Raw genomic sequence first — 15,236 nt, 5'->3', positions numbered from 1 at the left:
TCGTTGGAAAGTATGTGCCACATTGTAGTCAATACGCAAGTTTTTCTTATCCATATTCAGTGATAAACTTTTCCACTATAAAATGACGACAATAAAACAGAGACTGGACTATCAGTTTAATTCTCTGGTTATTGACTTCAATCTCTTCAATGTTGAATATCAGCCGCAATAAAACGATAACCTTAATCAAATGGAGTAGCTCTAGTGAAGAAAACGGATAAAGAATGGAAGGCAAGTCTGAGCGAAGAGCAATACCGTGTTTGTCGCTTAGGGGGAACTGAAGCGCCGTATTCGGGAACGTTACTTCATAATAAAGACACCGGCATTTATCAATGTACCTGTTGTCAGGCTGATTTGTTTTCATCCGAGAGTAAGTTTGATTCTGGTTGTGGGTGGCCCAGTTTTGATAAGCCGATCTCTGATGAGGCGGTGCGTTATTTGGAAGACCGGAGTCATGGCATGGTTCGTACAGAAGTTCGCTGCGCTCAATGTGATAGCCACTTAGGTCATGTTTTTTTAGATGGTCCTCAAGAGACGACTGGCCAACGTTTTTGTGTTAACTCAGTATCGCTAGTCTTTAATCAATAAATGATAAATCGACAAACGTTCAATCAAAGTGCCAATATATAACAGTATAAAAGTACTAATACATAAGCTATCAATACTCACTGTCACGGCGTGTCGTGATATCAAATTTAGTCTCATCAAGGAAAATTAAAGATGAATGTAGAACAATTGCTGGCCGCCATGACACCGGAAGTTTACCAACGTTTAAATTATGCGATTGAGACCGGTCGTTGGTTAGATGGCACTCCAATTAGTCAAGAGCAGCGTGATGCCTGTATGCAAGCGGTGATGTTGTACCAATCAAAGCATAACGTTGATGCGCAACACATGACGGTGGCAGCTGGTGGAGAAGTGTCGTTTAAATCTAAAGCAGAGCTGAAAAAGCAGTTTGCAGAACCTAATGAAGCCGATATTGTGAGAATGAAGGTGGATAATTAGTTCCTAGTTTTGAAAGGCACGGGGCTTGTTTCTCGGGCGCTTTGCTTCTCGTTGCTCGAACTATCTTTTCCGAGCAACGAGTAACGAGAATTCAAGTAACGCTTAAATACTCATCTCTCCACGCAAAACTTGTTTCATTTGCGCTTTGACTTCTTCGTAGCTTAAATTTTTACTTAATAAATAATGCAGTTTTGCCAGAGCGGCTTCATGGGTCATGTCATAACCACTGATCACTCCTGCTTCAGCCAGAGAAACGCCAGTCGCATAGCCATCCATATTTACTTTGCCTGTTAAACATTGCGTTAAGTTCACCACGATCACGCCACGTTCCGACGCTTCTTTTAAGTGAGCAAGCATATCTTTATTTTGTGGCGCATTACCCACACCAAATGTCAGCAGAATCATCGCATTGACCGGTTGAAGCAAGGTATTACGAATCACTTCGTGAGAAATACCTGGGTACATAGTGATCACGCCAATCGGTTGTGGGGTGATGTTGTGTACCTTAAATTCGCCTTGTGGTTTTTTATTAATCAGATCCGGATTGCTCACTTGGATGTTGATTCCCGCTTCTAATAAATGCGGTAGATTCGGCGAAGTGAAAGCATTAAAGCCATCAGCACGCGATTTGGTGCTGCGGTTACCACGCATTAATTGGTTATTGAAGAATAAGGTTACTTCATTAATCGGGTAGTTTGCCGCAATATGCAAAGCATTAAGCAGGTTAGCTTGACCGTCTGAACGTAATTCCGCTAAAGGAATTTGTGAGCCAGTGACAATCACAGGTTTGCTTAAGTTTTCAAACATAAATGATAAAGCCGACGCCGTGTAGGCCATAGTATCGGTACCATGCAGGATCACAAAACCATCGTATTTGTCATAATTGGCTTTAATGTCATCGGCGATATGTTGCCAATCATTAGGCGTCATATCCGATGAATCCATTAAGGGCGAATACTCATGAACCGTAAACAGTGGCATTTCTTCACGATGGAACTCAGGCATCGCTTCAAGTTGTTGGGTCATGAAACCATCTGCTGGAATGTAACCATGAGATGAACGTTTCATCCCAATCGTGCCGCCAGTGTAGGCAATATAGATGTGTTTTCTTGTCATAATAAGATTAATGTACTTGGGAACAGAGACCGCGATTATAGCGATAAATAACAATAAAAGGAAAAGGATAGCAGATTGAATATGAGGGAAATAAAAAAGCCAACGAGCGTGTCGTTGGCTTGAATCAATAGGATGGGTGTTTTACTGGTTAACTAGAGAGTCTGGCAATTTAAGCAAAACGCATAATAACCTTTAGGGTCATTAAAGCGATTGAGTAAGTCAGCACTTTGGACCATTTGTGTCGCGGCTGGTTTTAACGCATCAGGTAAGTATTGCTCAATGTGAGCGCCAAGAGAGGCATCCACCGTACTGAACAAATCTTGTAATAATTGCTGAGTTGGCGTGAGTGATTTATCTACCCACTTGAGTTGATAATCAGACACTTTTGCCAGTTTGGCCGCGGCGGCCACAGCATCATCAAAGTCACCGAGTTGATCGACTAAACCATGATTTAAGGCATCTTGTCCTGTCCAAACACGACCTTGAGCTACTTTATCAACCGCTTCTGTTGTCATGTCTCTATTGGCTCCAACTAATGAGATAAAGCGATGATACCCATGTTCAATCCCCATTTGCATCGCCTCAGATGCGCCTTTAGATAAACCATTGGTAATACCAACACCGGAGAATGGGCTAGTACCAATACCATCGGTGTGAACGCCCAGTTGATTTAAACCTTTTTCAAAGGTCGTAATGACGCCAAAAATACCAATTGAACCGGTTAAGGTTGTCGGCTGCGCAATGATTCTATCTGCGCTCATTGAAATCCAATAGCCTCCAGAGGCGGCTAGACTCGACATAGACACCACGACAGGTTTGCCCGCTTGCTTGAGCGCTTCGACTTCATGACGAATCACTTCTGAAGCAAAGGCGCTGCCTCCTGGGCTATCGACACGCAAGACTACCGCTTTCACATGCTCATCTAAGCGAGCTTGACGTAATAAGCGCGCAGTAGAATCTCCGCCAATACTGCCTTTGGGTTGGTCACCATCTAAAATGGTGCCACTGGCGACTACGATTGCAATATCGTTGGTTGTATTGGTGATTGGCTGAGACAAAGAGTGTTTATATTGATAATAACTGATGCCGTTGTAACCCTTACTCTCAGTACCGCCAAATTGGTTGCGTAGGAAGGTGGTCACTTGTTGGCGAGTCATGAGGCTATCGACCAAACCGACTTGTTTTGACAACGTGGCGAGATCACCATCTACCGCTTTCATTTGTGCCAAAAATTGCTCCATGGTTGGCGATAATACTTTGCCATCAATGTTACGGTTATGGGCAACGTCATCGACATAAGCTCCCCAGAGTTGAGTAAGCCAAGCGGTAGCCGATTCTTTTGCCGCAGGTGACATATCATTTCTAATGAAAGGTTCGACGGCCGATTTGTAAGTACCTACTCGGAAAATATGCGTTGAGACGTTCATTTTTTCGAGAAGATCTTTGAAATACAAATTATAGGCACTGTAGCCTTTGAGTAATACTGCGCCATCAGGGGAGAGCATGATTTGATTTGCGTAACTGGCTAAATAATATTGGCTTTGATTGTAAAAATCGCCATAAGCATAAATCGGTTTTCCGCTCGCTTTAAATTCGCTGATCGCTTTACCAATATAACGCAACTTAGTGAGGTTGGTTTCAGGCATTTGCTTGAGATTAAGAACGAGCCCGGTGATCGAAGGATCGACAGAGGCTGCGCGAATGGTGGTGACAATGTCGTACAACACGTTTTCTTTCGGTAGGTCTTTATCAAATACCGAGCTGGAGACGGAATCTAATGGGTTGACATAAGAGCGTTGTTCAACAATGGGGCCTTCTAAATTAAGGATCAGCGCTGATTTTGTATCCACGGCTTCATCGGAGGAGGTGGTGGATTGAGGAAAGAATGAGAAGTAAGCGAAGACTAAAAGCGCTAAAAAGGCGATGTTCAATAAGGCGACACGAAGAAAGCTAATCAACTTCCATATCCCTCTGAACATTTTCGCGATAAAGCAAAACAGTTTTTTCATATCTTTTATCCAGTTAAACGTGTGTATCTCTAATTGAGTAGCAAGAGAAGCATAATGCATTTAAGCAAATGTAACATAAGCTTGTGGCAGAAGGGTAAATCTGTCAGCGTTAAATATAAGCTTTTCATCCCTTTTTTCTATTTATGCTGCGTAAACGAAATATCGATATGAAAATTGGAACTAGGTTGCAAAAATGTAAACAGATGTTTGAGTCCTTGATTGGCAAGTTATATTCTGGTCGGACCATATACAATAATTATTAGCCGAAAAGGTAAGATATGTACCCACATTTATTAGCGCCACTCGACTTAGGTTTCACCCAATTACGCAACCGTGTTTTGATGGGTTCCATGCACACTGGCTTGGAAGAAGAACGTGGTGAGCTCAAAAAATTAGCCGCCTTTTATGAAGAAAGAGCAAGAGGTGGGGTTGGGCTCATTGTTACTGGTGGCTTTTCGCCTAATTTACGTGGACGTCTCACGCCTTTTAGCGCCCAATTAAGTACCTCATCTCATGCTAAAAAGCACCGAGTAGTCACGCAAGCGGTACATAAACATGGCGGTAAAATCGCGCTACAAATCTTACATGCGGGTCGTTATGCTTTTCATCCGTTTGCCCAAAGCGCCAGTGCGACGCGTGCGCCTATTGCTAAATTTACCCCGAGTAAAATGAGTGAGCGGCAAATACTCAATACAGTGAAAGATTTTGCAAATACCGCCAAGTTAGCCCAATCGGCAGGTTACGATGGGGTAGAAATCATGGGCTCTGAAGGGTATTTGATTAATCAGTTTATTTGTCAACGCACCAATCAGCGCAGTGATAAATGGGGGGGCAGCTATCAAAATCGCATCCGCTTTGCGTTGAATATCGTGAAGTCTATCCGGCAACAAGTCGGCACCGAGTTTATTATCATTTTCCGTCTCTCCATGCTGGATTTAGTCGAGCAAGGCAGCACTTTTGATGAAGTTGTTGAGTTAGCAAAATCACTTGAGCAAGTCGGCGTCACGTTAATTAATACCGGTATTGGTTGGCACGAGGCGAGGGTTCCCACCATTGCAACACAAGTTCCTCGTGCCGCTTTTAGTTGGGTTACCGAAAAAGTGAAGCCTCATTTATCTATTCCGGTGATTACTTGTAACCGTATTAATACTCCCGAAGTTGCAGAAGATATTCTCGCAAAAGGGCATGCCGATATGGTGTCAATGGCGCGTCCTTTTCTTGCCGACCCTGAGTTTGTCAATAAAGCGGCGCAGCAACAATCGAAACTGATTAATACCTGCATTGGTTGTAACCAGGCGTGTTTAGACAATGTTTTTAAAGGTAAGCAAGCCAGTTGTTTGGTAAACCCAAGAGCGTGCAGTGAAACCGAAATGATCATTCAACCTACAGATAGGCAGAAAAAAGTGGCGGTGGTTGGCGCAGGTCCTGCGGGGTTAGCATGCGCTACCATTGCGGCTGAACGTGGTCACATGGTTGATTTGTTTGAAAAGAGCGATCGAATTGGTGGGCAATTCCGTTTGGCTATGCAAATACCCGGCAAAGAGGAATTTCGCGAAACTATTCGTTATTTTGCTAATCGTATTGAACAAACAGGAGTGAATCTCAAGTTAGAAACTGAAGCCACTTTTGATGTGTTAGCGCAATACGATGAGGTGGTGATGGCAACGGGAGTGAAGCCAAGACAGTTGAAGCTGGAAGGTCTACAAGGTAATGACAAGGTGATTGATTATCAAACCTTGATCCGTGAAAAAAGCGCATTAGGTCAGAGTGTTGCCATTATTGGTGCTGGCGGTATTGGGGTAGATGTCGCCAGTATGATCACCGAGCCGGAGGCGCACGATATTAATGATTGGTTAGAAGAGTGGGGAATTGACCAAAATTTACAACAAGCGGGTGGATTAATGCCAATGCCAGATATGTCCAGTGATAAACAAGTTTGGCTAATGCAACGGCGTAAGGGCTCGGTGGGAAAAGGGCCGGGTAAAACCACAGGATGGATACATCGCGCGACATTAAAAAAACGAGGCGTACATTTAATCGGCGGCGTCAGTTATCAACGAGTCAGTGAACAAGGTTTACACATTAAACTGAATGACCAAGAAAGGTTATTAGAAGTCGATAACATCATCATTTGTGCTGGGCAAGAGTCAGTACGGCCTTTTGAAGAACGCTGGGACAGCATCAAAGATAAATTGCATATTATTGGCGGTGCTGATGTGGCGGGTGAATTGGATGCGGTACGTGCCATTCGTCAAGGAACCCAAGTTGCGATGTCTATTTAGGAGCGAGGTTTATTTAATAACAATATCTATTTACAGTCGCGAGGTTAATGTCGTCATTATCTCAATATAACCGACATGAATTTTCTGAAATTTCAATGAGAGTCATAGTCAATATTATTTTATTTGATTATGATTCTCATTGGTCTTTTAAGCGTTAGGGATAGTTATGCAAGCATTGGATTTGTTATTAGAACGCCGCTCTCTTGCCAATTTAGTCGCACCGGCACCAGAAGGTAAGGTATTAGAGAATATTATTAAAGCTGGCTTGCGAGCGCCTGATCATGGCAGTTTGACTCCGTGGCGTTTCGTGATTGCTCAAGGTGAAGGGTTAAAGAAACTGGCTGATATATTGGTTGATGCTGCACAAGCTAACCAAAGTGATGAAGCCGTAATTGAGAAATTAAAAAAAGCACCGTTTCGTGCGCCGATGGTGATCACTGTGATCGCCAAAGTCACCTCCCATGAAAAAGTCCCAGCGCTAGAGCAATATTTATCTGCAGGATGCGCCGCTCAAGCAATGCAAATGGCTGCGGTTGCTCAAGGATTTCAGGGCTTTTGGCGCTCCGGTGAATGGATGTTCCACCAAGAAGTTCACCAAGCTTTTGGTCTTGCCGAACAAGATCAAATCGTTGGCTTTTTATACCTTGGTACGCCAGGGTGTTCGCCAATGAAAGTACCAGAAAGAAAAATCAGTGATTATGTGTCTTTTCTTTAGCAAAAAATAACTGTATAAATTAACAGGTTAAATGATTTTAAAAGGTAACATAGAGATGTTGCCTTTTCTTTTTGTTATTTGAACTGCTATTTGAGATTGCTGTGCGTTTATTTATTGCTGAAAAACCAAGTCTAGGGCGAGCCATCGCGGCTGCGCTGCCAAAACCCCATAAAAATGAACAAGGTTATATCCGCTGTGCTAATGGCGATGTGGTGACTTGGTGCATCGGACATTTACTCGAACAGGTAGAACCTGACGCTTATGACCCGCGCTATAAAAAATGGAATATGGCCGATTTGCCTATCTTGCCGCAGCAATGGCAACTTAGACCACGGGCTGCGGCTAAAAAACAGCTTTCCGTGATCAAGCAGTTATTGAAACAAAAGCCAGATTTAATCAATGCCGGAGACCCAGATCGGGAGGGCCAATTGCTGGTGGATGAAGTCATTGATTACCTCAAAGCGACCAAGGCGCAGAAGCAAGCGACACAACGTTTATTGGTCAATGATTTAAATTTACCGGCAGTCAAACGTGCGTTGACCCACATGCGGTCGAATCAAGAGTTTATTCCGCTTTCCGTCTCGGCTTTGGCGCGTTCGCGTGCCGATTGGTTGTATGGCATGAACATGTCTCGCGCTTATACTTTATTGGGTCAGCAAGCCGGTTATCAGGGAGTGTTGTCGGTAGGGCGAGTGCAAACACCGGTTTTGGGCTTAGTGGTTAGACGTGATGAAGAGATCGAAAACTTTGTCCCACGAGATTATTTTACGCTACATGCTTTGATTCCCTATCAACAGGGTAATGACGCTTTTGATATTCGCGCCAAATGGAAACCAAGTGAAGCGATTAAGCCTTGGCAAGATGAAGAAGGGCGCGTGCTTAACCGTAAGTTGGTGGAGAATGTTGCCCGCCGTATTCAAGGCCAGCCTGCTATTGTGAAAGACTCAGAACAAAAGCAAACCAAGCAATCTCCACCATTACCTTATTCCTTATCTGCGTTACAAATTGATGCTGCGCGTCGTTTCCAAATGAGTGCGCAAGATGTGCTGAATGTGTGTCAGTCCTTGTATGAAAAACATAAACTGATCACTTATCCGCGCTCCGATAGCCGTTATTTACCCAAAGAACATTTCGCTCAAGCCAAGAGTGTGACGGAAGCCATTGCTAATAATGAGGCTCACTTACAAAAAGCGGTGGCTGAGGCGGATTTATCGTTGAAATCCAAAGCGTGGAATGATGCTAAAGTCGATGCGCATCATGCGATCATTCCGACACCTAAAAAAATGGCCGCCAATGGATTATCTGGTCAGGAAATGAAAATTTATCAGCTGATTGCTCGCCAATATTTGATGCAGTTCTATCCTGCTGCGGTATATGCCGAATCGAAATTAGAATTTGATATTGCTGGGGGATGTTTTATTGCCAAAGCGCGAGTATTGGTCAGCTTAGGCTGGAAAACGTTAAGCAATAGTAAAACGACAAACAACAGTAAAACGCTAAACAACAAAGCGACCGTGGTTGATGAAGATGATTTGGATCCGGTTCCAGCATTGGCGATCGGAGAAAGTTTGCTGTGTCGAGAAGGACAAATCAAAGATCATAAAACCGAGCCACCACGCCACTTTACTGAATCCACCTTATTGCAGGCGATGACGGGGATAGCGCGCTTTGTTGCCGATAAAAACTTGAAAAAAATCTTAAGAGAGACAGACGGCTTAGGAACAGAAGCGACACGTGCCGGCATTTTAGATACGCTGTTTAAAAGACAATTGCTGCTCCGTGATGGCCGTTTTATAAAAGGCAGTGAGGCAGGTAGAGGGCTGATCCATGCGCTGCCAGAAGAATCGACGTATCCTGATATGACCGCTCATTGGGAGCACCAATTACAAGCGATGGCGGAAAAGAAACAAAGCTATAGCCCATTTATGAGTACTCTTGAGCAACAAATCTCCGGTTTGATCGAGCAGGTGCAAAGCGGTGGTGTCCCTGAGGCTCTACGTCATCTACCTAAAGTAGACGGCAACAAAAAGTGGAAACGTAAAAAAGTGAGAAAAAAATAGGGACACACTCACTGGTGTCCCTACGGTTTATTCTCATTTTAAGGTTGTGCTATTGAGTCGGTTCTTGTGGCGTGCTCTGGTGGTGTATTACTGGCCTGCAGAGCATGTAAAACAAAAGGTACGGAATCGCGCAAAGACACATTCACTGTTTCAGAATGACTCATTTGAGGATAGGTACGAATTAGCGTTTGCGTACCTGAATTAGAGGCCGTTTTAGCAAAGATTTGCTGCATCACTGTTGGTACATTGACATCATTGAGGCCAATGCCGATGAAAACCGGATGATTGATTTTCAAAGTGGGATACGCCATTTTTTCAAGCTCTGATTCTAATAGGGTCTCAATATTAGGGAGTAAGCTATTACTCGCATTCAGTCCTTTTTCCATCACTAAAGCCGTTAAATCACCAATGCATAATTGACGAGCATATTGGATATTTTGTGCCGCCAATGGTTGGAAATAGTCTTCAGGTTTGAGTGTTTTATCTTGATCGGCTGCCGAAAGATAGATGTACATTGCATAAGGCAGCTTTGGATCGCCACCTTCTATTTTATGAGTACTATTAAATACTTGCGCAGCCGACATTCCCGGTTTGAAATAAGGTGTCCCCGTTAATACAGTTGCGACAATATTGAGTTCCGGTGCGTATTCAGGCTGATAACCCGCTGCAGAAAAGGCCGCATGTGCGCCTTGAGATTGGCCGACAATGATCATTTTATTATTCAGCGGAAATTGACTAAGAGCTGCACGGGCACCATCTAACACACTCCAAGCCTCAGCACGAGCATTGAGATAATGATGTAAACCGGAAGACCCTAAACCTGGATAGTCAGGGGCAACCACCGCAAAGCCCAGCGATAACCAAGTATTAAGATATTGTACATCACGAGGAGTGCGTGGGTTGAGTGAAGGAGCACATTGTGAGGCAACGCCAATCGTGCCATGCGCCCAAATCACAACAGGCCAGCCTTCTTTAGGCGCGGCACTTTTAGGGATAAACACCGCAGCGGTATCTTCTCTTTTAGTTTGACCATCAACACCACTGACTGAGGTGTAATGGATCTGATATTGTAGTGCCGCTTCACTTAATCCCAATGAAGAGGCTAAGGGCTCCTGAGCAACCAAAACCCCAGATGCGGTCTCGGTAGGATTAGAATCCAAAGCGGCATAAGAATTAAGAGAAAGACAAGATAACACCAATAAAGCAATTTTTAGCCACGGGCGGTGGATGGTTCTGAAATGAAACAAGGTCAATGATTTCATAAAGCTATTCTCTGGAGATGAGATTAAAAGTAATCAATCAGTTGAAAGGGGGCGTGATAATAAAGCGGTTTTAACCACGACCAAGTCAATTGAATGATCCATTCGTCCATAAATGTTAGCTTCAGTCTGCCGACTCAACTCCAATACAAGCACTTAAAAATGTGGGTAAATATCGATGGCTAATATCAATTTTGAATAGGCGTGAATGAATAAAGCCTAGCATTCACAACAATGATATTACTCAGTTAATTATTGCGCACAATATATACATTGCCGGATTTACATAAATTTTAACTTGGTCATCATTATGTTAATAGCGGGTTGCAAATTGGTAGTTATTTAAATCGTCAATAAAGCTGGTTTTCTCTTGGGAAAAAACACCATATTGGCTTACTTTAAGGTAAAGTAGCGCAGAGTTTTTAGGAAAATTAAGGATAAACATGAGCATTATTTTAGAGTGTATTCGTACAGTTGGGCGGGGAGAAAGAGGAAGGAAGCCGCTAACTGAAGCGCAAGCATTTGCTGTGATGGATGCCTATTTGACGAGCCAAGAAACACACAATGGCGAAATTGGTGATGATCAAATGGCGATGTTACTAATGTTGATCCGAGTGCAAAATGAAACTCAGCAAGAAATAGCCGGTTTTGTGAAAGCTTTCCAATCTCGTGTGCCAACTATTGGGGCAGATATAGATTGGCCTTGTTATGCGGGTAAGCGAGCGGGTGATGAGGCTTTATCATTTCCTTGGCATGGATTGGCGGCAAAGATTTTATCTCTTAATGGTTACAAGGTGTTATTGCATGGCTATAAAGAAGCCAATAATGGCCGGGTGCACATTGAAGATCATTTGGAGCAACTAGAGATTCCCCTTGCTGACACGCCGGAGCAGGCTAAACAATTATTAGAGCGTCACCATATTGCTTATTTACCATTGCAGGCTTTTGCTCCGATAGCACAGACGATGATGGGATGGAAAGCTCGCTATGGTCTTCGTACACCAATCAATACGGTTGTGCGCGCGCTTAATCCTGGAGCCGCCAAGTTAGGGGTTCGTGGGAGCTTTCATCCCGGTTTTCAGCAATTGCATGCAGAGGTTGACCAAGTCATTGATCGAAAAAGTTTATCGGTAATTTCTTATAAAGGTCAAAATGGAGAATCAGAATATAACCCCAAAGTGAGCCAAACCGTTTGGTTGAGTAATCAAGATGGCGTGACCTCTTATTATTGGCCTGAAATGCTCAAAGAACATAGGTCATTTCCAGATTCTTTTTCTGCTTTTGCGGCTTCACAACAAGGCGCTCATATTGCCAGTATTGTCATTTCCAGCATGGCGGCTATTTTATTTGCAGCTCACCAAAATGAAGATTTAGCTCATGAGCAAGCTTGTGGTTTCTGGGAGCAATATTGCCGAGATCATTCGTAATGTATAAATGAGAAGTGTGAATAACGAGTGACACCTTGTAAGGCAAACTTGTTAAGCCAAGAAGTGAAAAGCCGCCAGTGAAGCGGCTTTTGGTTAGATCAATCAAGCGAAATTAGAATATTTGTTCGGAATGAATTACCTGAACTCCATGTTGAGTTAATTCGCCATAAAGCTGCTTAAGATTGCTTTCACTAGGGTTGACCGCCTTGGTGAGATCTTTGACAAAATAGGTGGTATACCCCAGCTCCGCGCCATCGATAGCGGTAAACTTTACACAAAAATCTGCCGCCAAACCCACCACATAAATATCACTTACTGAGTGCGATTTTAAATAATCATTCAAGTCAGTATAGGCATGGCTGTTATTGTCTTTAAAGCCACTGTAGCTGTCTACCAAAGGGTCAGTTCCCTTTTGGGTAATATGTTGAATGCGCGTCGTGTCTATGTGAGGGACAAATTCAGCACCCTGGGTATTTTGCACGCAATGATCTGGCCACAGAATTTGTTCGACACCGCTTAAAGTAGTGATATCAAAGGGCTGTTTATCTGGGTATTGACTGGCAAAGCTTCCATGGTTTTGTGGATGCCAATCTTGCGTTGCGACAATTAAATCAAACTTGGCTTGTAAAGCATTGATCGCTGGAATTAATTCTCTGCCACCTTGGACTGCTAAACTATGTACGTTTGGATCATCGCCTTCAACAAAGCTGTTTTGCATATCCACAATAATGAGTGCACTTTTGCTCGATAATGACAGTTGAGCGGTATGATTCCCCGTGTTCATCAGACTTATCCTTTGTCTTAAAATATCAAATGTCTTAAAAAATCAAACTATACCATTTGCGAATAATTTGTATATTCCAGATACGACAAAGCCCGCTAAAATTAGCGGGCTTTTAAAAGTGGTGGAGGGATAGGGATTTGAACCCTAGAGCCGCTATTAACGACTGCCGGTTTTCAAGACCGGTGCTTTCGACCACTCAGCCATCCCTCCAGACGCGGTAAATAATATATAGAGCTAAAAAATTTGTAAACCCTTAATTTCAATAGTTTGAATGAATTTTAAGCGGTTGAACCATAAAAGTCGTCTTTTTACCCAAAAGAGGATTTGAACCTCGATGTTGGCACCTCATACGCGGTGGGTGACGACGCTACCAAGCTGCGCTCACGATAATTTCAGCGAGCCTAAAAAGCAAAAAGGCGCTGTGAACTCACAACGCCTTTAAATAAATGGTCGGTATGAGAGGATTTGAACCTCGATATTGGCACCTCATGCGCAGTGGGTGACGATGCTACCAAGCTGCGCTTACAATAATTTCAGCGAGCCTAAAAAGCAAAAAGGCGCTGTGAACTCACAACGCCTTTAAATAAATGGTCGGTATGAGAGGATTTGAACCTCCGACCCCTGACACCCCATGACAGTGCGCTACCAAGCTGCGCTACATACCGATTTCGCTAATGTAAATCATCATTATAAATGTCGTCAATATCATTCAGAAGTGAGTGATATCGTTCGACTAAAAACTAATCACTTTGACGATAAAAACGTTTAAGCTCTGATAAACCTTGCAACACAATGGATAACTTAGGTTTGATATCTTCACTGCGTTTGTAGTTTTGATCGTAGACTTTATAGTTGCCAAATTTATCGACAACCGTTGTAGTATCGTCGGTAATGAGTGCAATATCATCGCTGTCTCCAGCCAATATCCATGGGCGAGGAGTACTATTAAATAAGTTTTTCCCACTACCAAAGTCATAAGGGTTGGAAGAGGACTGAAATAAATCCTGCATCAGTGTGGCCGATAAATCTAAATGACTGGTTTTATGTTGAAATAACTCTGGTGCTTTTCCTGGCCAGTGAATGACCATTGGCACTTGTAATTGGTAGCGGCTAAAGTTGGTGTTTGAACCCCAGCTGTTACTTTTCGTTTCATTAAACTCAGTACCGTGATTTGAGGTCACGATGACAATGGTGTTGTCATACAGTTCTTTTATTTCTAATTCATTTAAGATCTGAGCAACCTTTTGGTCAGCAGTGAATGCCGCAGATTGATATTGGGCTAATAATTTATCACTCGCTTTTTTCGAGCCCGTATCAAATTGAGGCAAAATGGTCGGGTTATCTTCAAATTTATCCACTTCAGATAATTCAATGTAACTAAACCAAGGCTTATTAGTACTTGCACTGAGCCATTGTTGCCATTCAGAAATAGTTTCTTGATCGTTCTCGGTTTGGCGATTGCTTAATTTGGTAATATCAATTGGCGCAAAAATCTCATCATAAAATTTGGCATTATTAAACTGATCGCCGCTGAAAGCCGACATCGAGTAATCACGGTTATTCATAGTTGAGATAAATAACGGTGGAGTATCTTGGGTTTTGATGCTCGCGGCATAGTTGCTAGGTAGCCCATAAAATAGCCCGAAGACACCATAGATATTGTTACTGGCACTATAGTGATTGACGAAGTTTTGATTATTTTTAGCAAAATCAAACGTTGTCGGCATCGTAGCTTGAGTGAGCATGTCGCTACGTAAATTATCAATCATGACAATCAGGACATTGTACTTTTTGCCTCGACCCTCAAATTTAAGTGGTTCAAGAGGGTAATTGACTACTTCACTCGATTTACCATTTTTTTCCAAACGTTCTAGATATTCATCTTTATCTAAAAGCCCGTGTTTCTCCATGAAGGATTTCGCCGTCATTGGATAAGACAGTGGGAAGTTCGCTCTTTGGTTAGTAATTGGGCTATAGAAAAAAGCATCCGCCCAAATGTAAATTAGGTGGCTACTAATAAAGCACAAAAAGAAAATGATGGTAGCGGGTTTACCAATCTGCTTGCGAGACAATTTACGTTGCTTTTTCCAGATCCACTCTGAAATGGCGATTTGCAATAAGAAAATCACCGGCACAGCAGCAAATAAGTATTGCCACTCAGCATTAAAGGCGGTTTTTTCTTTGCTTAATAACAGCTCCCAAACGACGGGATTTAGGTGCAAATGCAATCGTTCGTAAGCTTGGCTATCAAGAATCAATAAGGTTAAGCAAATCGTGGCAAAACAGACACTGAATAAGCGTAACAATTTCCGCGAAGGGATAATGAAAGTTAGCGGAAACAATATCAAGATATAGAGACCGAAAACTAAGAAACTAAAGTGACCTACCCAAGAAATGAGTAAGTAAGCTTGACCTAGAATCGTCTCTGGCCATGGTGATTGGGTAATAAAGCTCGTCCCAATAAGCATGGCTATAATAATATTGAAGAAGGCGAACCAATGCCCCCAACTGACTAGTCGAGAGACTCGCTCTCCGTAAGAATTTCCGCTATCTACCATGTATGATTTCGTTCTAACTCA

At 42.9% G+C, this 15,236-nt stretch carries 11 protein-coding genes and 2 tRNA genes; 6 read left to right on the top strand and 7 right to left on the bottom strand.

The features are described from left to right. The first annotated feature begins 204 nt into the window (after window positions 1-204). On the top strand, window positions 205-588 hold the full coding sequence (msrB, locus tag VCA1004_RS07290; RefSeq protein ID WP_086983624.1) for a peptide-methionine (R)-S-oxide reductase MsrB: 384 nt from the start codon (window positions 205-207) through the stop codon (window positions 586-588). Between the two features lie 132 nt (window positions 589-720). Next, window positions 721-1,005, top strand: coding sequence for a YeaC family protein (locus VCA1004_RS07285; protein WP_086983627.1), 285 nt, complete (start codon window positions 721-723; stop codon window positions 1,003-1,005). A 102-nt stretch (window positions 1,006-1,107) separates the two neighbouring features. Here the strand turns inward: VCA1004_RS07285 and ansA are convergent, their stop codons facing one another. Both ansA and sppA read right to left on the bottom strand, forming a co-directional pair. Next, the gene (gene ansA / locus VCA1004_RS07280; RefSeq protein WP_086983630.1) at window positions 1,108-2,121 is read right to left on the bottom strand and encodes an asparaginase; all 1,014 of its coding nucleotides are present in this window, start codon (window positions 2,119-2,121) and stop codon (window positions 1,108-1,110) included. A gap of 152 nt (window positions 2,122-2,273) precedes the next feature. Next, on the bottom strand, window positions 2,274-4,130 hold the full coding sequence (gene sppA / locus VCA1004_RS07275; RefSeq protein ID WP_086983633.1) for a signal peptide peptidase SppA: 1,857 nt from the start codon (window positions 4,128-4,130) through the stop codon (window positions 2,274-2,276). Window positions 4,131-4,408: 278 nt separating this feature from the next. On the opposite strand from sppA, the gene VCA1004_RS07270 reads away from it, so the two are divergent. From VCA1004_RS07270 to VCA1004_RS07260, 3 genes are all read left to right on the top strand, one after another. Then, window positions 4,409-6,412 (top strand): NADPH-dependent 2,4-dienoyl-CoA reductase, encoded by a 2,004-nt coding sequence (locus tag VCA1004_RS07270; RefSeq protein ID WP_086983635.1) that lies wholly within the window; start codon window positions 4,409-4,411, stop codon window positions 6,410-6,412. A gap of 166 nt (window positions 6,413-6,578) precedes the next feature. Then, window positions 6,579-7,127, top strand: coding sequence for an NAD(P)H nitroreductase (locus tag VCA1004_RS07265; protein ID WP_086983638.1), 549 nt, complete (start codon window positions 6,579-6,581; stop codon window positions 7,125-7,127). A 101-nt stretch (window positions 7,128-7,228) separates the two neighbouring features. Continuing rightward, entirely contained in the window at window positions 7,229-9,187 is a 1,959-nt protein-coding gene (locus tag VCA1004_RS07260) for a DNA topoisomerase III (RefSeq protein ID WP_086984651.1), read from the top strand. 38 nt (window positions 9,188-9,225) lie between these two features. On the opposite strand, the gene VCA1004_RS07255 is transcribed toward VCA1004_RS07260, so the two are convergent. Next, complete coding sequence (locus tag VCA1004_RS07255; RefSeq protein ID WP_086983641.1) at window positions 9,226-10,449, bottom strand: alpha/beta hydrolase; 1,224 nt, start codon at window positions 10,447-10,449, stop codon at window positions 9,226-9,228. A 440-nt stretch (window positions 10,450-10,889) separates the two neighbouring features. On the opposite strand from VCA1004_RS07255, the gene VCA1004_RS07250 reads away from it, so the two are divergent. Further along, the gene (locus VCA1004_RS07250; protein ID WP_086983643.1) at window positions 10,890-11,873 is read left to right on the top strand and encodes a glycosyl transferase family protein; all 984 of its coding nucleotides are present in this window, start codon (window positions 10,890-10,892) and stop codon (window positions 11,871-11,873) included. A 112-nt stretch (window positions 11,874-11,985) separates the two neighbouring features. Here the strand turns inward: VCA1004_RS07250 and pncA are convergent, their stop codons facing one another. From pncA to VCA1004_RS07230, 4 genes are all read right to left on the bottom strand, one after another. After that, the gene (gene pncA / locus VCA1004_RS07245; protein ID WP_086983646.1) at window positions 11,986-12,657 is read right to left on the bottom strand and encodes a bifunctional nicotinamidase/pyrazinamidase; all 672 of its coding nucleotides are present in this window, start codon (window positions 12,655-12,657) and stop codon (window positions 11,986-11,988) included. 119 nt (window positions 12,658-12,776) lie between these two features. Then, window positions 12,777-12,867 (bottom strand) — tRNA-Ser (locus VCA1004_RS07240). A gap of 378 nt (window positions 12,868-13,245) precedes the next feature. Then, a tRNA-Pro gene (locus tag VCA1004_RS07235) sits at window positions 13,246-13,322 on the bottom strand. Window positions 13,323-13,397: 75 nt separating this feature from the next. After that, a complete protein-coding gene (locus VCA1004_RS07230) occupies window positions 13,398-15,215 on the bottom strand; it encodes a DUF3413 domain-containing protein (protein WP_086983649.1) in 1,818 nt (605 codons plus the stop codon). Window positions 15,216-15,236 lie beyond the last annotated feature (21 nt).

Source organism: Vibrio aphrogenes (assembly GCF_002157735.2).
Taxonomy (GTDB): domain Bacteria; phylum Pseudomonadota; class Gammaproteobacteria; order Enterobacterales; family Vibrionaceae; genus Vibrio; species Vibrio aphrogenes.
This window is presented reverse-complemented; position numbering and strand designations above follow the sequence as displayed.

Coding starts and splice junctions, on each gene's coding strand:
- VCA1004_RS07285 (WP_086983627.1), top strand. CDS start 721: ATGAATGTAGAACAATTGCTGGCCGCCATGACACCGGAAGTTTACCAA.
- ansA (WP_086983630.1), bottom strand. CDS start 2,121: ATGACAAGAAAACACATCTATATTGCCTACACTGGCGGCACGATTGGG.
- sppA (WP_086983633.1), bottom strand. CDS start 4,130: ATGAAAAAACTGTTTTGCTTTATCGCGAAAATGTTCAGAGGGATATGG.
- VCA1004_RS07270 (WP_086983635.1), top strand. CDS start 4,409: ATGTACCCACATTTATTAGCGCCACTCGACTTAGGTTTCACCCAATTA.
- VCA1004_RS07265 (WP_086983638.1), top strand. CDS start 6,579: ATGCAAGCATTGGATTTGTTATTAGAACGCCGCTCTCTTGCCAATTTA.
- VCA1004_RS07255 (WP_086983641.1), bottom strand. CDS start 10,449: ATGAAATCATTGACCTTGTTTCATTTCAGAACCATCCACCGCCCGTGG.
- VCA1004_RS07250 (WP_086983643.1), top strand. CDS start 10,890: ATGAGCATTATTTTAGAGTGTATTCGTACAGTTGGGCGGGGAGAAAGA.
- pncA (WP_086983646.1), bottom strand. CDS start 12,657: ATGAACACGGGGAATCATACCGCTCAACTGTCATTATCGAGCAAAAGT.
- VCA1004_RS07230 (WP_086983649.1), bottom strand. CDS start 15,215: ATGGTAGATAGCGGAAATTCTTACGGAGAGCGAGTCTCTCGACTAGTC.